The 19,956-nt window shown below is 34.7% G+C and carries 17 protein-coding genes and 1 tRNA gene; 6 read left to right on the top strand and 12 right to left on the bottom strand.

The window, feature by feature from the left end; translation table 11 throughout:
• Positions 1–2: 2 nt before the first annotated feature.
• Positions 3–2,117: a DNA topoisomerase 3 gene (locus tag ACKI42_RS08060; RefSeq protein WP_407404246.1), complete on the bottom strand. Its 2,115-nt coding sequence runs from the start codon at positions 2,115–2,117 to the stop codon at positions 3–5.
• Positions 2,118–2,444: 327 nt separating this feature from the next.
• On the opposite strand from ACKI42_RS08060, the gene ACKI42_RS08055 reads away from it, so the two are divergent.
• The gene (locus tag ACKI42_RS08055) at positions 2,445–3,305 is read left to right on the top strand and encodes a prephenate dehydrogenase (protein WP_407404316.1); all 861 of its coding nucleotides are present in this window, start codon (positions 2,445–2,447) and stop codon (positions 3,303–3,305) included.
• 182 nt (positions 3,306–3,487) lie between these two features.
• Here ACKI42_RS08055 and ACKI42_RS08050 read toward each other — a convergent pair whose 3' ends face one another.
• The 8 genes from ACKI42_RS08050 to ACKI42_RS08015 form a co-directional block, all read right to left on the bottom strand.
• On the bottom strand, positions 3,488–4,906 hold the full coding sequence (locus ACKI42_RS08050) for an L-serine ammonia-lyase (RefSeq protein ID WP_407404244.1): 1,419 nt from the start codon (positions 4,904–4,906) through the stop codon (positions 3,488–3,490).
• A 171-nt stretch (positions 4,907–5,077) separates the two neighbouring features.
• On the bottom strand, positions 5,078–5,719 hold the full coding sequence (locus ACKI42_RS08045; protein ID WP_407404242.1) for an alpha/beta hydrolase: 642 nt from the start codon (positions 5,717–5,719) through the stop codon (positions 5,078–5,080).
• A gap of 70 nt (positions 5,720–5,789) precedes the next feature.
• The gene (locus ACKI42_RS08040; protein WP_407404240.1) at positions 5,790–6,401 is read right to left on the bottom strand and encodes a YceI family protein; all 612 of its coding nucleotides are present in this window, start codon (positions 6,399–6,401) and stop codon (positions 5,790–5,792) included.
• Between the two features lie 77 nt (positions 6,402–6,478).
• Positions 6,479–7,045: a YceI family protein gene (locus ACKI42_RS08035; RefSeq protein ID WP_407404238.1), complete on the bottom strand. Its 567-nt coding sequence runs from the start codon at positions 7,043–7,045 to the stop codon at positions 6,479–6,481.
• 140 nt (positions 7,046–7,185) lie between these two features.
• A complete protein-coding gene (locus ACKI42_RS08030) occupies positions 7,186–8,235 on the bottom strand; it encodes a glucokinase (RefSeq protein WP_407404236.1) in 1,050 nt (349 codons plus the stop codon).
• A 113-nt stretch (positions 8,236–8,348) separates the two neighbouring features.
• Entirely contained in the window at positions 8,349–8,912 is a 564-nt protein-coding gene (locus tag ACKI42_RS08025) for a transporter (RefSeq protein ID WP_407404234.1), read from the bottom strand.
• A gap of 375 nt (positions 8,913–9,287) precedes the next feature.
• Positions 9,288–10,322 carry a helix-turn-helix transcriptional regulator gene (locus ACKI42_RS08020; RefSeq protein WP_407404232.1) on the bottom strand — a complete coding sequence of 345 codons (1,035 nt, stop codon included), beginning with the start codon at positions 10,320–10,322 and terminating at the stop codon, positions 9,288–9,290.
• Between the two features lie 289 nt (positions 10,323–10,611).
• A complete protein-coding gene (locus ACKI42_RS08015; protein ID WP_407404230.1) occupies positions 10,612–10,941 on the bottom strand; it encodes a HopJ type III effector protein in 330 nt (109 codons plus the stop codon).
• A 276-nt stretch (positions 10,942–11,217) separates the two neighbouring features.
• Between ACKI42_RS08015 and ACKI42_RS08010 the strand changes: the two genes are divergently transcribed.
• The 5 genes from ACKI42_RS08010 to ACKI42_RS07990 all read left to right on the top strand — a co-directional run bounded on the left by ACKI42_RS08010 (position 11,218) and on the right by ACKI42_RS07990 (position 16,241).
• Positions 11,218–11,424, top strand: coding sequence for a hypothetical protein (locus tag ACKI42_RS08010; protein ID WP_407404228.1), 207 nt, complete (start codon positions 11,218–11,220; stop codon positions 11,422–11,424).
• Positions 11,421–12,800 (top strand): RtcB family protein, encoded by a 1,380-nt coding sequence (locus tag ACKI42_RS08005; protein WP_407404226.1) that lies wholly within the window; start codon positions 11,421–11,423, stop codon positions 12,798–12,800. The genes ACKI42_RS08010 and ACKI42_RS08005 overlap by 4 nt, the downstream gene beginning before the upstream one ends.
• Before the next feature lie 158 nt (positions 12,801–12,958).
• Positions 12,959–13,540 carry a hypothetical protein gene (locus ACKI42_RS08000; protein ID WP_407404224.1) on the top strand — a complete coding sequence of 194 codons (582 nt, stop codon included), beginning with the start codon at positions 12,959–12,961 and terminating at the stop codon, positions 13,538–13,540.
• A gap of 173 nt (positions 13,541–13,713) precedes the next feature.
• Positions 13,714–13,830, top strand: a tRNA-OTHER gene (locus ACKI42_RS07995).
• Positions 13,831–14,000: 170 nt separating this feature from the next.
• Positions 14,001–16,241 carry a hypothetical protein gene (locus ACKI42_RS07990; protein WP_407404222.1) on the top strand — a complete coding sequence of 747 codons (2,241 nt, stop codon included), beginning with the start codon at positions 14,001–14,003 and terminating at the stop codon, positions 16,239–16,241.
• Positions 16,242–17,362: 1,121 nt separating this feature from the next.
• On the opposite strand, the gene cobC is transcribed toward ACKI42_RS07990, so the two are convergent.
• The 3 genes from cobC to cobT are packed head-to-tail and all read right to left on the bottom strand — an operon-like array spanning position 17,363 to position 19,689.
• Positions 17,363–17,917: an alpha-ribazole phosphatase gene (cobC, locus tag ACKI42_RS07985; protein WP_407404220.1), complete on the bottom strand. Its 555-nt coding sequence runs from the start codon at positions 17,915–17,917 to the stop codon at positions 17,363–17,365.
• Complete coding sequence (locus ACKI42_RS07980) at positions 17,899–18,684, bottom strand: adenosylcobinamide-GDP ribazoletransferase (RefSeq protein ID WP_407404218.1); 786 nt, start codon at positions 18,682–18,684, stop codon at positions 17,899–17,901. Before ACKI42_RS07980 ends, cobC begins: the two co-directional genes overlap by 19 nt.
• On the bottom strand, positions 18,685–19,689 hold the full coding sequence (gene cobT, locus ACKI42_RS07975) for a nicotinate-nucleotide--dimethylbenzimidazole phosphoribosyltransferase (RefSeq protein ID WP_407404216.1): 1,005 nt from the start codon (positions 19,687–19,689) through the stop codon (positions 18,685–18,687).
• Positions 19,690–19,956 lie beyond the last annotated feature (267 nt).

Raw genomic sequence — 19,956 nt, 5'->3', positions numbered from 1 at the left:
TATTAAGCCAATGCGATGGTAAATTCTGGAGAGAGAGTTACTACACCTTCTGTAAGATTTTCGGGATGTGTGGTAAAGCCTTTAAGTTTGGAAGTTTTATTTTTCACAACCAAATCCATCAATTGTTTTTCTGATAACTTTTTACCAAAAATTTCAAACGTAATTTTGAAGTTACAGTTTTTATAATCCGAGCATCCAATCGCCGTCTTCCCTTTAATAAGGTTTTGGCTTTTGCATTTCGGGCATTTAATGTCTTCCCACGCTGCCAATTCTTTCTTCGGCGCAGGTTCAGATTTTTTCTTCTCCTTCAACTCTACTTCTTCTTGAATGGTAAACACTTTAGCCTTACCTTCTATCACTTTTTTGGTAAGATCGGTCACCATTTTTATCAGTTCTTCTTTAAAAAGATTGGCTTCATATTCTCCACTTTCAATTTTCCTCAGTTTCAGTTCCCATTCACCTGTAAGTTCGGGACTTTTCAGCACTTCATCTTCAATGGTATCGATCAGTTGAATTCCTGTTTGTGTGGCGATAAGGTTTTTTCTTTTTCTCTCTATATATTTTCTTTTGAAAAGTGTTTCTATAATATTAGCTCTCGTAGAAGGTCTTCCAATCCCGTTATTTTTTAGCATTTCTCTTAGTTCTTCATCATCCACCTGCTTTCCTGCGGTTTCCATTGCACGTAACAAAGTAGCCTCTGTGTATGGTTTTGGAGGAGAAGTTTTACCTTGATGGATCATGGGATCGTGCGGACCTGTCTCTCCCACTGTAAATTCCGGAATTGTCTGTTCTTCTTCCTTTTCTTTTTCGGTAGTTTCTTCTGTGTTATCTTTAGCATAAACTGCTCTCCAACCTGCTTCTAAAATTTGTTTTCCACTTGTTTTAAAAGGAATTGTACCTACCTTAGCTTCAACCAAAGTGTTCGAGATTTTACATTCTGGGTAGAAAACAGCTATAAAACGTTTTGCAATAAGGTCATAAATTGTTTTTTCCTCATAAGGCAACCCTTGTGTAGGTATAATTTCCGTAGGAATTATGGCATGGTGATCGGTCACTTTTGCATCATCAAAAACAGCTTTAGATTTAGGAATTGGTTCTCCTAACAAAGGCTCTATCAGATCATGATAAGGAGTCATTTTTCTAAGAATTCCTTCTATTTTTGGATATAAACTTTCAGATAAGTAGGTAGTATCAACGCGAGGATAAGTCACATGCTTTTTCTCGTACAAATTCTGAATATACTTTAAAGTATTTTCTGCAGAATAACCGAATTTCTTATTCGCTTCTACTTGCAAACCGGTAAGATCAAATAATCTTGGATTCTTCTCTTTTCCTTCTTTTTTTTCAAATGAAACAATCTCGAATGGATTAACCTTCAGATATTCTAAACCTTTTTCGGCTCTATCCAATGTTTTTAAACGATCTATTGCTGCATTGAAAATTACATCACGGTATTTCGTTTTTAGTTCCCAATAATCTTCCGTACTAAAGGCATCGATCTCTTTCTGGCGTTGTACCAACATCGCTAAAGTAGGTGTTTGCACTCTGCCAATGGATAACACAGCTTTGTTACCACCAAACTTCTTAGTAAAAAGTCGAGTTGCATTAATACCCAACAGCCAATCTCCTATCGCTCTGGCATTTCCTGCTAAATATAGATTTTTGTAATCTTCAGCAGGTTTTAGAGAATTAAATCCTTCCTTTATGGCTTCTTCAGTAAGGGATGAAATCCATAATCTTTGCACGGGTTTATCGCATTTTGCTTTTTGTAAAACCCAACGTTGTATCAACTCTCCTTCTTGTCCAGCATCCCCACAATTGATTACTTCATCACATTCTGCAACCAGCTTTTCAATTACTCTAAACTGATTTTCAACTCCAGGATTAGTAATCAGTTTTATGCCAAAATTCTTCGGTATAATGGGAAGAAAAATAAGGTTCCAAGATTTGAGTTCTGGAGCATAGTCGTGTGGTTCTTTTAGAGTACAAAGGTGTCCAAAAGTCCATGTCACGCAATATCCATTGCCTTCCATATAGCCTTGTTTAGGGGTAGTTGCGCCTAATACTTTGGCAATATCTCTAGCAACACTAGGTTTTTCGGCAATACAAAGTTTCATGAGTATTCGGGATTATTAAAGGGGGCACAAATTTCCGTTTTTTTTTCCACTTTACACGAGCAGATTCAGAAAAATATTTGGCAAATGTTGTAATTCGATCTCCTTCTGAGGAGTTTTTTAAACCTAAAAATTGCAATTTGATTATACTTAAATTTATAAAATTAAAAATCATTTATTTAAAATTTATTTTAAAGATAAAATTCCTATCTTCGTTTGGTGATTACAAATAACGCAACATATTATAGAATTTTGATTTCCAGTTTGGGATAGAGATTCTTGTGAAATAACTTCAAAAAACCTCGCCCATCGGCGAGGTTTTTTTGTTTAATAAAAATTAAAGAAATGAATATAGGTATTATAGGGGTAGGACTTATCGGTGGATCGATAGCCCTGAAATTAAAACAAAAACAAATTGTAAATAAAGTAGTCGGAATAGATCTAAATGAGCAAAATCTAGCTGATGCACTATCTTTAAAAATCATTGATGAAAAATCTACTTTGGATAAAGGCTTTAAAAATTTAGATTTTATTATTATTGCTATACCAGTGGATGCTACAAGGAAAATATTGCCTCAAATTTTAGATAAAATATCAAATACTCAAACTGTAATGGACGTGGGTTCTACCAAATCTGGCATTGTAGAAATTGTAGAAAATCATCCTAAGAGAAACCGTTTTGTGGCTTTTCATCCCATGTGGGGAACCGAAAACAATGGTCCTAAATCTGCAATAGCAGAAAGTTTCAAAGGGAAAGCCGCGGTAATATGCGATGCTGAGGATTCTGCAAAAGATGCATTAGAACTAGTTAAAAACCTTGCTGAATCATTAGATATGCACCTTATTTATATGGATGCACAAGCCCACGATCTGCATACAGCCTATATTTCTCATATCTCACATATTACTTCGTATGCACTTGCCAATACAGTTTTGGAAAAGGAAAAAGAAGAAGAAACCATTTTTCAATTGGCGAGTACGGGTTTTTCTAGTACGGTAAGATTGGCTAAATCACATCCCGAAATGTGGGTTCCTATTTTTCAACAAAACAAAGACAATGTTTTGGATGTTCTGAACGAACATATTTCTCAGTTGTCTAAATTTAAAACGGCTTTAGAACAAAATGATTTTCAGTACTTGGAAGAATTGATCAGCAATGCCAATAAAATCCGAGCAATCCTTGATAAATAAACACTTTTAACAAAAAAAGAAAGCATCCTTACCATCCTAACGCAGTATTAGATTTGTAAGGATGCCTTCTTATCTATTGATGAGAAGCTTGTTGTTGGGTAACGAGAGGCTTCTCGTTGAGTAACTTCAAGGCAGAAGTTTTTAAGCTCTGCGCATTTTATTTATTTTAAACTAAAAAAAAATTAACATTCGGGGACGTTTACGGCAATTGCCAATCCACCTTCTGAGGTTTCTTTGAAACGATCGTTCATAGATAATGCAGTTTCCCACATCGTTTGTATCACTTCGTCCAGACTCACTTTTGCTTTAGAAGGATCACTTTCCAATGCAATATTGGCTGCGGTAATGGCTTTCATCGCTCCCATTGTATTTCTTTCGATACATGGAATTTGAACCAAACCTTTTATCGGATCACAGGTTAGTCCTAGATGATGCTCCATCGCAATTTCAGCAGCCATCAGAACCTGACCAATACTTCCACCCAAGATTTCGGTAAGACCTGCCGCCGCCATTGCAGAAGATACGCCAATTTCAGCCTGACAACCACCCATTGCGGCAGAAATAGTAGCATTCTTTTTAAACAAAGTTCCAATTTCACCAGCCACCAACAAGAATCTTACAATATCATCCTCACTAGTGTGTGATGTAAAAGCCTGAGAATACATTAGAACTGCAGGTATTACCCCACTCGCACCATTAGTTGGCGCCGTTATAATTCTTCCGAAACTCGCATTTTCCTCATTCACTGCAAGTGCAAAACAGGCAATCCATTTGTTGATATTGGTAAAGTTTTCTTCGGCATCCGCTACTTGCTGAAACCATTCTTCCTTGTTTTTATAAATCTTGTCGCCAAGCAATTTTCTATTGATACCAGCCGCTCTTCGCGTTACATTCAGTCCACCAGGTAAAATACCTTCCTTATTAACGCCTTTGTAGATACACTCCTTTATGTGATGCCAAATATTAAGCGCTTCGGCTCGCGTTTCTTCCTGTGTTCTCCAACTTTCTTCGTTAACTAATATTAAATCTGAAAATTTTTGGAAACCAAATTTCTCGCAGTATTTGGTAATATCAGAACCATGATGACATGGGTACAAAGTACGAACACAGTCTTTCTCAATAGAGTTTTTTTCTTGTGTAGCAATGAAGCCTCCCCCCACAGAATAGTAATCTTGCGAAATCTCTGTTCCGTCTGCAAATACAGCTCTAAAAATCATACCATTGGGATGGAAATCCAAAGAACGCGAAGTGTTAAGTATCAGGTGATGCCCATATATAAAAGGAATTTCTTTTTCTCCACCAAAATTGATGATTTCAGTTTGCTTAATCTTCAGTACCTTTTCATCAATTGTAGAAGTATTAATAGTTTTAAAATTTTCACCATTTAGCCCGAGCATACTTGCAATATCAGTTCCGTGCCCTATACCAGTCTTTGCAAGAGAACCAAAAAACTCTACAAAAACTTCCTGCACATCGACTATAGATTTTTCTCTTTTTACTAAATTAATAAATGAGGTTGCAGCATTCCACGGGCCCATTGTGTGAGAACTAGAAGGACCAATGCCTATTTTTATAATCTCAAAAACTGATATAGATTCCATAATAAATTTTCCTTTTCATGAATAGCAAATATACACGTTAAATGATTAGAAAATCAAATGATGATAAAGGTTTACCCGATTATCTAAAATTATATTATAGATAAATTCTCTATTATTTGTTTTTTTAAGCTAATGGTTAAGATGATGTTGATAAAAGAAAGCGTAATTATTTTAAACAAAAATCTCATGCAATAATTCTGAAACTTCCTTGTGTTTGGTAGCAGGGAAAAGATGGCTTCCATCTTTGATAACGTAATTGGGTTTTGAATTCTTGATAGGAAAAACAATATCTCTATCTGCCAAAATCTGTATTACATCAGGGTTTTCTTGAAATTTCCATTCTGTAATTCTCTCCATAGACCATTTCAAATAATAAGGATCTCTTACTCTAAAAAAGGAATTGATCCTAGGATTTTTAGGGTCGAAAAACTTCCTAACCACCGAATAGTAAGCTGTAGTTTTATCGCTAAAAAATGCCAATGGCAAGATCTTCGGAATTCTTGTGAGTCTACCCGCTTTTATCAATCGAGACTTCTCTGCGTCAGATTTTATACTTCCCAAGATTACTATTTTCTGTGCTCGTTTGATAGCATTGATCTCTTGTACAACAATTCCACCGAAAGAATATCCAAGCAGATAAAAAGGTTCTTTATCATCTATTTTCTCAGCCATTCTGCCAATATATGCCGAAAATATTTCATCCTTTTTGGGAATCAGCCAATCGATAAAAACAACTTGATGTTGTGGTGGAAATTTTAGCTTTTCTAAGACTTTGAAATCTGCACCCAATCCACTTACTACATATATTTTCATAAGACTAATTTATAAAAAAAGGACAACTTAATGAAAAGTTGACCTCTATTATTTATATAAACTTCAAAACCTACAATGGTCTCTCGTTGTCTATTTTTTGAGTAGAAAGCTTAAACTGAATTTCCATTTCGTCTTTGATGAAGTAATCCTTTAAAGAATTTTGGTATACGATTTTGAAATCTTTTCTATTAATAGAGAATTTAGAAGATTCTATTTCTACGGTAAACTGCGTGATGTGCGCATTCGCAGGGAAAGAAATTGTTTTTCTAAAACCTTTTATTGTGATATCACCAATAATGGTAGAATTGTATTCGCTATTAGCAAGGGGAATAATTTTCTTTAAATGAAATTTTGCAGTAGGAAATTTTTTTACTTCAAAAAAGTTGGTTCCTTTTAGCTCATTTGTAAGTTTCACTTGGTCGTCACCTGATAGATCATCCACTGTAAGGCTTCTCATATCTAGTACAAATTCACCATCCACCAAAACTGTTTTATCAAAAGTGAATTTACCACTTTTCAATTTTAAGGTTCCATAGTGTGATGATGCTTTGGTTTTTACTACTTTGTGCCCCCACCATTTGATCTCTGAAGTAACCACTTTTGAAATCTTATCGCCTTTTTTTTGAGCAAAAGCAAATGATATGCTTGCACACATCATCACAAATAATAATAGTCTTTTCATTCTTTTTTATTTACAATGTAACAAAAGTAAAAAAAAGTGCAGAATTTCTGCACTTTTTATACTTTTTTTTGATTAAATTATTTAGCTGATACTTTAACGGTCATATCTATATCATCTTTCACAAAAACATCCTTCATTGAAGATTTGTAGGCTACATTAAATTTTTGTCTATCAAATGAAAATTTATTAGATTCCATAGTTACTACACCATTGTTGTAAGTCACCTTCGCTGGGAAAGAAACAACATCTGTTTTGCCTTTTACTGTAAGGTTTCCTGTAATTGTACGGCTGTATACTTTATCGTTATTTTTCTTTACCGAAGTTATTTTAAAGGTTGCCGTAGGAAATTTTTCAACCTCGAAAAAATCTCCATTTTTAAGATGTCCATTTAGTTTCCCTTGCCCTTCTCCCGAAATATCAGTAGCGTTGATGGATGTCATATCCAAAATGAAGGATCCTCCTACCAGTTCATTCCCTTTCATTATCATATCTCCCGACTTTACGTTTACTGTACCATTATGAGAGCTTGCTTCAGATTTAGCCACTTTGTATCCCCACCAATGTACATCTGATGAATGTACTTTTTTGGACTGCCCGAACGCCAATCCACTTGCTAACAACGCTACTAAAACCAACTTTTTCATGTTTGAAATTTTTAATATATAATTTTTAATAATACAAATATAATTATCTTATATTGAAGGATAATCACATTTTCTATTAAAAAAAATTTTTTAGATGTGTTAAATATAAAAAAGCTCCAAATCAATTTTGGAGCTTTTCACTAATCTTTAAAATAAGCCGTGTAGAGTGCTACTCCATTTACGCTAGATGTTTCTGAATTGATAACGTAGATTGGAATATTTTTTAACATATCCTCCATTTTATCGCTAATTTTAAACTTTTCGTAAAACTTATCTTTATCTATATATTTTCTTATGGTGTTTGCTATTTCTCCACCAATTAGTAGTCCTCCAGTAGCTTTTAGTTTAAGAGTAAGATTATTAGATTCTCTAGCCAAAAATTCTATAAATGTATCTAAAGTAATTTTACATATAAGAACATCTCTATCCATTGCTGCACGGAAAATCTCCTCAGTGAAATTACCATTTGCCAAACGATTTGCTAACCATTCTGGTTCAGGATGTCTTTTTACATCCCTCAAAAAACGATAAATGTTGAATAATCCCGTTTTAGATATCACATTTTCCCAACTTACTATCCCATAAATGTTATTTAGGAATTGATAAAATTCTACTTCTACCATTGTTCTTGGTGAAAATTCAGAATGGCCTCCTTCTGTTGCAAATGGCCTCAAATATTCTCCATCATAGAAATATCCTGCCTCACCTAATCCCGTACCGGGAGCTATGAAAGCTACATTCCCTTTTTCTAAATGGCCGCTTGTATGAATGGCCTCGATATCAGAATCTTGCAATAAGGCAATACCATATGCAGAGGCTTCTTGGTCATTTAAAAGATCCACTTGCTCAAAACCAAAATCCCTCTTGAAATCCTGTACATCCAATGCCCATTTTAGTCTTATAGGATTGCTTTTACCATTAAGTACTGGACCTGGAACAGAAATCCCTAATCTTTTTACATTCTCTAGATTTTCTTCTTTTATAAATTGTGTTAGAATTTCAGAGAAATCTGCATAATCAGAAGTATTATACCTTTTATGAATTCTAGTTTCAATGCTTCCATTATTTGAAATATAGTATCCCAATAAGGTTGTATCTTCACTAATGTCTGCTCCAATAATGGAGATATTATTATTGCTACTATTTTTTACCCCTGGTAAATAAAGTGGGAATTTAGGATTTAGATTCATAATCACAAATTTTATCAAATATAATAATTGTTTCGGTAAAATAGACAAGATAAAAAAAAACCTTTTCAAAAAATTGAAAAGGTTTAATTAATAACTGTTTATACTTTTAAAGATTATTTACCTAATGGGATATTGTAAGAAAATCCTGCTCCGATGCTTCCCACATTGTAGTCTTGGTTAACCATATCTCCAGTACTTCCTGTAAATACTTTCTGATATTGTAAGAAGAAATTCCAATCTCTGTTATGGTATCCAACTTCTGGTTTGATGTAGAAACCTCCATCTGGTCTCTCTACATTAGCATTAGCTGCTACTTTATTATCACCTACTAAAAATCCATAACCTAAGTCAGTTCCAATATAGAAACCTGTTTTTTTAGGATAAAATCTTAATACAGCAGCTACGGGTACTACTCCAACACTATTATTGTCGTAACCATTATTATCCTTTTCAAAATAATGTGTGTATCCTGTTGCAACTCCTAATCCAAAGCCCGGTGTCACAAGATATTGGTACGCTACATCTACACCTATTGCTGCTGATACATTATCTGAAGGCACTGCTACGCCTACTGTAGCACCTACTTTAAGCATATTAGTCATCTGAGTACTCTGCGCACTAACTAAACCTGCTGCTAAAATACCAGCTCCCAAAAGGACTTGTTTAAACATTTTCATAACTCTGATTTTATATATTTTTCAAGACTATAATGCATCAAAACCATGCCAAAGACCTATGTTTGGCATATGTTTTTTGACATATTAAATCATTAAATACTATTAATCAGTATTTTACAAACAAAAAAAATTAAATAATTGTTTAATTACTCTAAGTATTTGTTAAAATAAATGTCTGGCATAAAAAAACCTTACATAATGTAAGGTTGCCATTTTTTAGTTAGTAAGTTTCTTTGTGGGCTGAGTGGGATTAGCCTGCGTTTTATTTGTCAGTTTTTTGATGATATATTCAATCACAACTGGAGCTAAAAGTGTCAATACGGTTTTTAATAATCTTGATTTCATTGTTTAAAATTTTATTTGAATTTACAATTTTTAAGCCAATCTATGATGAGAAGAGTACTCATTACCAATATTATTATAATTTTCATGAGCTATCCTTATACTTCGAGCAATTCTCCTCACCAAAATATTGGGTTTTAGAACCGTTACAAATTCTCCCATCCCTAAAATCATCCTTTCCAATTCAAAATTTAACTGTACACATATTTTAAATGTCGTTCCCTCTTCCTCTTCTTTTACAACAACTTGAGAATGATGAAAAGGCTTTGTTGCTACATAAGGAGCATGACGTTTAGTTACAAAAAATACAACATTTTGAGGTCTCTGATTTTCAGAAACGGTCGCCCCGACTACCTCCCCAAAATACCGATCTGCATCAAACTCTTTATCATAATACACTCCATTATCATCTATTTCTATCCCCTCTATCCTATCCAAAGCAAGATTGTACATTTTCTTTTTGTGCCAGCAGATCAAAAACCAACGGTTGTTATACTCTTTCAGCAATTGCGGATGCACTAGCATTACATTGGCTTCACGAGCCGTAAAACTCTTATACAAAATCTTCAGAACCTTTTTATTCATGATAGCTTGATACAGCACATCAATATACTCCAACCCTTTCAAACGTTCATTTTTATCCAAATGAATTATCGATTTTTGGTGCGTAGAATGAATAGAATCTTCCAATTTTTGAATTACACCATTAAGCTCTTTAAACATTGAAAAATCTTTAAATTGTTTAAGAATCTGCACTGCATTGGTCATGGCTTTCAGATCATTTTCTGTTACCTGAATGTTATGTATACTATATTCGGGATCGCTATAACGATAATATTTCCTCTCGAAAACCTCAATAGGCGCCTCATACCCAAATTTTTCGCTTCGCATATTTTGCAAATCCAATTGTATGGTACGCTTACTTACAAAAGATTCTTTTCCTTCATACTCGAAAAGCGCTTCCGAACATTCGTCCATCAGATCTTCCAAAGTATATTTTTTATACTTATTTTTCAGACATTTATCTAGTGTTTTATAACGTATTAAAGCATTTTTATTGGACGACATACTTGTTTTTTTTGATCTAAATAATAATGTGTGTGTTTTTTGGGGCGTGCCCTTTCTCTTTGCCTGCGCTTGTTTCCTTGCTCAAAGATAAAGGTCGGCCTCCATGCAGTCGCTGTTTTTCTTTGCTTCTACACAAAGAAAAACGAGCTCCAACAATGCATTCCGTCCTCACGCAGCAGAATTATTAGAAAGACTCAATAGATGACGAGTTATATATTATCTTGAAAAAAATGTCCATATCCCTCTTCTACGGTACTCCAATTTCTAATACCAATTCCCAAGAACTAATTTACTTTTTCTTCAACGCATCGCCTTCGAAAGCAATGCCTTCCCAACCTGTTTTCATAAAGTTTCTGATGTTTTGATGATCATTTCCATCAGGGTTTATCAAAACGTCATCTCTGTAAAATTCACCAAAAAGATGCAACACTTCCTCTTCAGACATGCCTTGATGCTTCCCGAAACTAAAAACTTTGCAAGAACCATTATTTTGATTAGCTTCATTTATAATGTCTCCATTCTTGAATCGTGTAGGCGTAAAGTCATAATGCTCGTCTATAAATGCAATTACATTTTTAAATTCTATTTCTTCTGGGTTGTTTTTTACTTGTTCTATCATTGTTTCTATTATTTATTATTAGGTTCTACCACCAAGTTTTTACCTTTTAATATCGTCCTTATTTAAATCCAACGTTCAATTAAGAATAGTTCTTACATCCATTGCAATACCATTAATATTACGAAAAATTGGAAATTTTTAATTCTTCTTTATTGGAAACCACAGAATTTCGAAAGCTCTGCGACCACGAAATATCTTTAAATTATTTTGGTGTTAAAAAATGTAAATACCAATTTCCCTTAAAAATAAAAAATATTTTTTTACTACGCAAAAAGATTGCGCAATAAGGCGATTACTTTGCATTATCAAACTGACAAAAAGGAGTTTGAAACTGAAAAATTGCAGCCCGACTGGAGCGGAACTCCTTTTTTCGGAAGCAGAGCGGAGCCGAAGCTTCGGCTCCGCTCTGCTTCCGAAAAAAGAGTGAGAGCAGAAGGCGGAAAAGCTGCCCAAAAAAAGCAGCAAAAAAAACAAACGATATGAAAATTACAGGAAATGAATTGATTGCTTTAGGATACGCCCCGAAAAAATGGTTTGCCGAAGCTTTAGAGTACATCAACGAAAACGACTTATCCCAAGAAGAAATGGAAAATTATTTGGAGCAATATAGAAGTCCAGATCCAATTCCTTTGCATGAAAATCCGATAGATTTTGTAGTTAACCTCCGTGCAGAACACGAAGCTGAGATTGATAATGTAGATAAAGTATTAAAAACTATGAAAAAGTTGATGAAAACGCCTACTCTAGTTTCTGGTGCTGTGATGCCCGATGCCTGTCCTACAGGCCCAGAAGGTCATATTCCGGTCGGTGGATTGGTGGTAGCAAAAAATGCCATACATCCAGGATTTCATTCTGCAGATATTTGTTGTTCGGTGATGTTGACGGATTTCGGAAAGGTGGATCCTAAAGATGTTTTGGATGCTGCCCATTCGATTACGCATTTCGGGTATGGTGGAAGAGAAAGAGGAGAACAAATCCCGATGTCTCAAGAATTAATGGATGCTTTTAGAGAAAATTTTTTCTTGAATGACGAGCGATTAATAAGCATTGCTCGTTCGCATATGGGAACTCAGGGAGATGGAAATCATTTCTTATTTGTTGGGATTTCTAAAAATACAGGAAATACAATGATGGTTACTCACCATGGTTCTAGAGCACCTGGAGCGGCTTTATACGATAAAGGAATGAAAGTAGCCAACCGTTTCCGACAAGAGTTATCGCCAGATACATTGAAAGAAAACGCGTGGATTCCTTTCGAAACCGAAGAAGGACAGCAATATTGGGAAGCTTTGCAATTGATAAGAGCTTGGACGAAAGAAAACCATGAAGCGATTCATAATGCGACTTTAGAAAAAATGAATGTCGAAAAACTAGACCGATATTGGAACGAACATAATTTCGTATTCAGAGATGGAGATTTATTCTACCATGCGAAAGGAGCGACGCCTCTAGACGACAAATTTCTTCCGGACATCACAGGTCCACGACTCATCCCTCTGAATATGGCAGAACCTGTATTGATTGTAAGTGGTGCTACAAACGAAAGAAATTTAGGTTTCGCTCCTCACGGTGCAGGGAGAAATTTCTCTAGATCACAGCATAAGAGATCTTTAGCACATAAAACAACAGAAGAAGTTTTTGCCGAAGAAACAGCAGGATTAGATATCAGGTTTTACTCTAATGAAATTGATATTTCTGAATTGCCTACCGCTTATAAAAATGCAAAAAATGTACGCGCTCAAATTGAAGAATTTGGATTGTGCGAAGTGATAGACGAAGTGCTTCCTCACGGTTGTATTATGGCAGGAGATGTGCAAAAAAATGCGCCTTGGAAGAAAAAGAAAAAATTTAGAAAATAGAAGATAATCAAGATATTATTATCAGATAATAAAATGATATCGCTATACCTCAATACTGTAAAAAGCAATAAGAATCTCCCTGAAATTAGGGAGATTTTCTTTTATTAATGCAAGCTGAGAATTCTTTTTTATAACTTGCTTTCTTTAAAACGCATAGGATGTCAAAAAAAATCATTTTTAAAGCTTTTTTAGTTTTCACCTTTTTACTTTTGTTGGATATTCTACTCTATTCTTTTTTTGAATTAAGTTTTAAAGGATACTTCTCCGACATCTCTATATTTTGGGGTTGGTTTATCCTCAGTATTATTGTTATTATTTTATATTGGAAGAAAAAAGCCGCGAAAATATATCTTGGAGGACTTGCTACGGCTATTTTAGTAAGCATTCTTCCCATGCTGATTCCCTTTATTGCCATAATTCTTTCCATGACGCCTCATGGATTGTATTATTCGCAACCTTTACCCAATGATTACCGTGTTCAAATTGTAAATTATACTCCTCTAGGAAAACCTCAGCTCGAACTTATTGAAAACAAAGGTCTTTTTGAAAAGCACTTGAATGTTATTAAAGATTTCGATTTAGATCTTGGCGGACGATATATTTCGCAGATTGAAAAAATAAGTTTGCTGAAAGAAGATGAGAAATCGGTAAGTTTACTTCTTCACTTGGATCAAGATACTAGAGAAATTAAATTCCAGAAAAGCACAGGAAACCTTTATCCAGCACCTGAAATAGTTTGATAGCTAAATTATTAAATAAATTTTTCATTTTTTTTACTTAAAATCCTACTGCGCAAAAAGATTGCGCACAAGAGCAATTACTTTGTAATATCAAAATGAGCGAGGTCAAATAAAAGTTACTTCCACAACCCTTTAAGTTTTCACTTTTACCCTTATCTCGCTTTTTTAATTTTGGGGTAGTAGCTCAGTTGGTAGAGCTTAGATTTTATTTACAAAATTTCCTTATGGTCTAATTGTAAATTACTTCTTTAGGGATTCTACGGTCGCAGGTTCGAATCCTGCCTACTCCACTTTTTGGTCAAGAGAAACTTACTTCAAACATTGGTTAATGCGGTTCAATTCCGTGCAAGTTTCTCAATTATCAAACCCAATTAAGGTCAAGTACATCTTACTTCAAAACCCTTCCTGTCACGAAAACACAGATGTACAATTACCTTTTTTAAATTTAAAAACAAACAAAATGAAAAACAAAAATCTTCTACAAGTAGCCCTTAGAAACAAAGCCATCTATATCCCAGAAACACAAAATACGGTAGATAAATACCTGAATAAAGATACTGCTGAATTGGTAAACAATTTGAAAAAATTGGGTTTCGGATTGGCAGAAAATCTTCTGTTGGCTTTATCTACCACAACCGAATTTTACAAAAGAGAAATCTACGATACCTTACAATATACTTTAGGAACAAAGCACAACTGGACGCCTTTGGTGAAAAATTGGGAAATCCCAACTGGCGAAAATAGATATGATCATTTCATGACCAAAATTTGGAACGTCTTTCAAGTAAAAGAAGGTGCAAAACTAGCATGTGGACATATTATTCCACCCAATACATTCCCTTTAGAGCGTTATAATGGTTGTCCATTTTGCGGTACTCCTTTCCAGTTTGGGGAGGTTGAATCTTTCGGTAAAGGAAGTAAAATCAAAGTGCTAGAACTTTGGACGACTAAAGACGCAGAAAATTATTTGCATTCTCTTTTATCATCCAAAACAGCATTAGACGCTACCCAAATAGATTCTCTAAAATTATTGCTTGAAGTTTCCGAACTGCCCAATGTAGAAATACAAATGAAGGAAACCATTATGGTGATGATAGAAATCCTTGTGTCTCAAAACAAATTTAGCGAAGCCGGAAAACTAATGAAAACACCTACCGATATCCTGCGATATCTATGGTATATGCATACAGGATATTTGCAAATTGTAGAGCCAAAAGTAATTATCAAGAGGTTGGCAAAAAACCACCAACATCATAATACACCTTTGGATACAAGCGCTATTGTAAAGATTACTAGCAAGAAAGATTTAGAATTAAAATATTCTAGAGCAGAGTGTAAAATGGTTGCCGAATGGTTGAATAATTTACAACAAAAAACAGAAGCTATTTGCGAAAATATGCATCCCAAAAGAGGAATGTGGATTCGTTTTATCAGAGCTTTGCGTTTGTCTGAATACAGCAAGAAAAAAGGCTTCGAAAAGCTACAGCAGATAGTGGATGTATTCTATCGTCAAGATTATACAGTTTTGGAAGGAAGACTGCAATATTTCAAATTGAAATCTGATGAAGCCAATACTTTTGCTCTGCTAAAACAACGTCCAGGATTATTCGCGAGGTCACTTTTTGCCAATATGCTTTGGTTTGGGGAAGATCTTACGTTGCAACATTTTGAAGAAGTGGTAGATCAGATTCCGATGAGGTTGCTGGTAACTCTTAATAGCTATGCCGATCTTTATTTTAGTAAAAACAATATCCGAAATGTAAAAACTTTGGGAGGAACCAACAAATCGTTACCTCCCAACCAATGGATTGCTGCCTATGAAGACGACCAACTGAATGAAATGAAACAAAAGGTAGAAGCACTTACCCTAAAGGCATTTCGACTAAGGTTTGCTAAAATAAAAACAGAAAACAAAACAATGTATATAGATCCTACATTGTTCCAAATACCATTAGCCATTGGGAATAGAAGCGAGAATACGCAAGACCTTCCGGCGGCGCTTATGGGTACCCGTTTTCCAATGGAAGGCGATACCATTAGGTTGTTTATGCAATGGGGAAAAGATATGCCTGCGCAACATCTGGATATGGATCTTAGCTGTCATATCGCCTACGAAGGTTCTTATGAAGTTTGCAGTTATTATCAACTAAAAGCGGTTGGGTGTAAACACAGTGGAGATATCCGAAGTATTCCGAATAAAATAGGAACTGCCGAGTATATCAACATCAATCTTACAGAATTGAGAAGAGCGAAAGCCCAATACGTCACCTTCACTTGTAATGCCTACAGCAATGGAAGCATTAGCCCAAACTTGGTTGTGGGTTGGATGGATTCTAAAAATCCAATGAAGATCTCCGAACGTACAGGCGTAGCCTACGATCCCTCTTGCGTTATCCACCAGGTGAGAATTACCAATTCGGTTTCCAAAGGGATGGTTTTTGGAGTACTGGATGTTGCCCAAGGAGAAATCATTTGGTTAGAGATGGCTTTTGGTGGACAAAACATTCAGACGTTGGATAACAAAGGAGTCTATGCAATGATAAAACAATTGGATGCAAAAATGAAAATTGGCGATATCCTAAAAATCAAAGCCGCGGCACAAAACCTTACCCTTGTTTCATCCCCAGAAGTAGCAGACGAAATCTATACTTCCCAATGGGCAATAGATTCGGCGAAGGTAACCCAACTTTTAATAGATTAAACGAAATAGATTACAGTTCGCTGTAGTCTATTTTTTGTTAAAGGATTATTAACTGCTCATCAAGCATTCACTTACTACTCGCTGTCTTTCCGACAAAGGAGGAATCTAAAAAACATTCTTCGCTCCATTGCATTCCGCTCTGAATGACAAAAAAATATAAGCGCTCACAAAATGACTTAGGATGCGAAGGCGTTAAGAAAATGAGTTTCATTTTTAGCCTGAGTTTACAGTCTTGAAATCGAAGATTCGCCGATTCAAAATTTTAAAACAAAAAAAAGCTGAGGCAATTTTTGGTTCTTTTGTTTCAAGACAAAAGAATAATTATTTTTAAAAAAGATTCTTCGCTCCACTCCGTTTCGCTCTGAATGACAAGAAAATATAAGCGCTCACAAAATGACTTAGGATGCGAAAATGAATTTAATTTTTAGCCTGAGTTTCCAGTCTTGAAATCGAAGATTCGCCGATTCAAAATTTTAAAACAAAAAAAAGCTGAGGCAATTTTGGTTCTTTTATTTCAAGACAAAAGAATAATTATTTAAAAAAAATAGATTCTTCGCTACATTGCATTGCGCTCTGAATGACAAAAAAATAAAACGTCATGCTGTCATTCCGACGAAGGAGGAATCTCAAAAAGATTCTTCACTACATTGCATTGCGCTCTGAATGACAAAAAATATAAACGCTCACAAAAAGACTTAGCATGCGAAGGCGTTAAGAAAATGAATTTCATTTTTAGCCTGAGTTTCCAGTCTTGAAATCGAAGATTCGCCGATTCAAAATTTTAAAACAAAAAAAAGCTGAGGCAATTTTGGTTCTTTTATTTCAATACAAAAGAATAATTATTTAAAAAAAAGATTCTACGCTCCACTACATTGCGCTCTGAATGACAAAAAAATATAAGCGCGCACAAAAAGACTTAGGATGTGAAGGCATTAAGAAAATGTGTTTCATTTTTAGCCTGAGTTTCGAGTCTTGAAATCGAAGATTCGCCGATTCAAAATTTTAAAACAAAAAGAAGCTGAGGTAATTTTGGTTCTTTTATTTCAAGACAAAAGAATAATTATTTAAAAAAAATAGATTCTTCGCTACATTGCATTTCGCTCTGGATGACAAAATAAACATCATTCATTAAACCCTTTCAAAGAAAAAATCCCATTATTGAAAGTAATTACTACCCTTTTACCATAATCAATTTGAAGGCGAAACATATTCTCTAATGGAAATTCCAAAACCTGCTGAATAATTAATCTTATGACACCAAGATGCGTGATGAGAAGTACTTTTTCATCCTTAGAATTATTTAATAAATCCTTCCAAAATTCAGATACACGAGATTGCATTTCTACCAAGCTTTCTCCATTTTTGGCAGGCACATTTACGAAATCTTTATACCACGGATCTATTTCTACAGACGGAATATCGTTCCATTTTTTCAGTTCCCAATCGCCGAAATTCATTTCTCTAAGTCTTTCATCTGATTTAAATTTAAACTTAAAAAAATGAGCTAAACGCTGACAACGCTCTGATGGACTTACAAAAATTGAATCGTAATCTTGATCTGCTTTTACCATTTTAAAATCTTCAAGAAAACGATCTCGAAGTGGAATATCAGAAAATCCGTAACACAATTGCTCAGGATTTTCTACTGCGGTATGCCTTATGATATGAATTTCCATACGAGAATTGTTCCTAGATAAAACAGAATTTCGCATACTTGTTGCACCGTTCCCAAACAATCGCCTGTGTATCCACCAATATGTTTTTTGAAATACCAACCGAGATATATTTTACCAATATAAGCTAAGACTAAGGCGAGAATCAGTCTCCAATCTTGTAATAGAAGAAGAGAAATAACTACAGCCAAAGCACTTACCAATAAAGCTTTCGCATCCAAGGGTTTGTTAGCAAGAGGTTTAGACTTGCTGGCATCGATATCTGTAACGTAATCGTGGGTATAGATCATCGTTCCAGAAATAAATCGGCTAGAAGTATGCGCCATAATAATGATGCATAAAGTTTGAAACAAATTTACATTTGCTAATGCCTGAATACTAAAAAACTTCAGCGCAAACAGCAAAACAATACCTACCGCACCATAAGCTCCTACTCTACTATCCTTCATAATGGTAAGGATTTTCTCCTTTCCGTATCCGCCACCAAAACTATCGCAAACATCGGTAAAACCATCTTCATGAAATGCGCCAGTAATCAAAACACTAGAAATCATCATCAATATAATTGCTATTTCGATATTGAATAATTGGAAAGATAGATACAAAATCACAGCATTCATCAAGCCGACTAATAATCCGACCCAAGAAAAATATTTCTGAGATTTATTCATAATATCTGATGAATATGGAATCGAAAACGGAATGGGAATTCTGGTAAAAAACATCAATGCGGTAGCAAAGTAGATGAGCTCATTTTTGATAATTTTCATTTAATCTTTATTTGAAATTTGGGCATCTTCAAAGCTCGACATTTCATTTAGAAAATTCACGGCGCTTTGGATAAGCGGATATGCCAACGCACAACCAGTTCCTTCTCCTACTCTTAGGTTGAGGTTGATCACCGCCTTTTTACCCAAAATAGAAAGTAAAGTTTGGTGCGCTTGTTCATCACTTACATGGCAGAAAATACACGAATTTAAGATCTCAGGATTTTGTTTCCAAAGTGCGGTAATGGCTACTGTAGCAATAAAACCGTCTATTAGAATAATCATTTTTTGTTCGAATGCTTCTTGCATTGCCCCAATCATCTGCGTAATTTCTAGTCCACCAAAAGTTTGAATAATTTCGTCTGCTGTTTTTACTTCAGGATAAAGCGAAATTGCACGAGAAAGAATCTCTACTTTATTTTTCAATTGTTCGTCGTTGAGTCCAGTTCCTCTTCCTACGCATTCTTCAATCGGAATATGTAGCAATTGGCTCATTATCATAGAAGACGCCGAAGTATTGCCAATTCCCATTTCGCCAAAACCGATAATATTACAACCCGTAATTGCAATTTCGGCAACTACAGATTTACCATTTTCTTTTGCCAATTGGTATTCTTCTACCGTCATAGCAGGTTCTTCCAAGATATTCCGGCTGGATTTTCTTACTTTTTTATGAATTAAATTTAGCTCTTCGGGGAAATCGAAATTCACGCCAGCATCTACAATTTTAAGTTCTATATTATTTTGTTTACAAAAAACATTCATCGCTGCGCCACCATGTACAAAATTCATCACCATTTGGTACGTTACTTCTTGTGGATATGCGCTAACACCAGCTTTTGCTATACCATGATCCGCCGCGAAAACAACCATATGAGGATGTAATAACTTCGGAGAAGTGGTATTTTGTATCATTCCAATTTGAAGCGCCAATGTTTCCAAATAGCCTAACGCTCCTAATGGTTTTGTTTTGAAATCTATCTTGTGTTGTAATTCTTGTGATAACATTTTTATCAATTTTTTCTAGTATTTATCGAGTATTAGAACCAATATCCTAGCCACAAAAATAATCAATTTGAAAGATGAGAAAGAATTTTAAAACAAATATGTTTTCAAAAAAAAGAGAATGCTATAGTAATATTTGCTGTAGAATATTTTATCATTACTAAACCTTCAATCTAAGAATTTTCGATGTACATGATATAAAAAAAATTTAAATACAGTTTCATTTAAATTAAAATTGGGTAAAAAAAATCCCCACTATATTTCTATAAT

It is taken from the genome of Chryseobacterium sp., assembly GCF_045629545.1.
Classification (GTDB): Bacteria; Bacteroidota; Bacteroidia; order Flavobacteriales; family Weeksellaceae; genus Chryseobacterium.
This window is presented reverse-complemented; position numbering and strand designations above follow the sequence as displayed.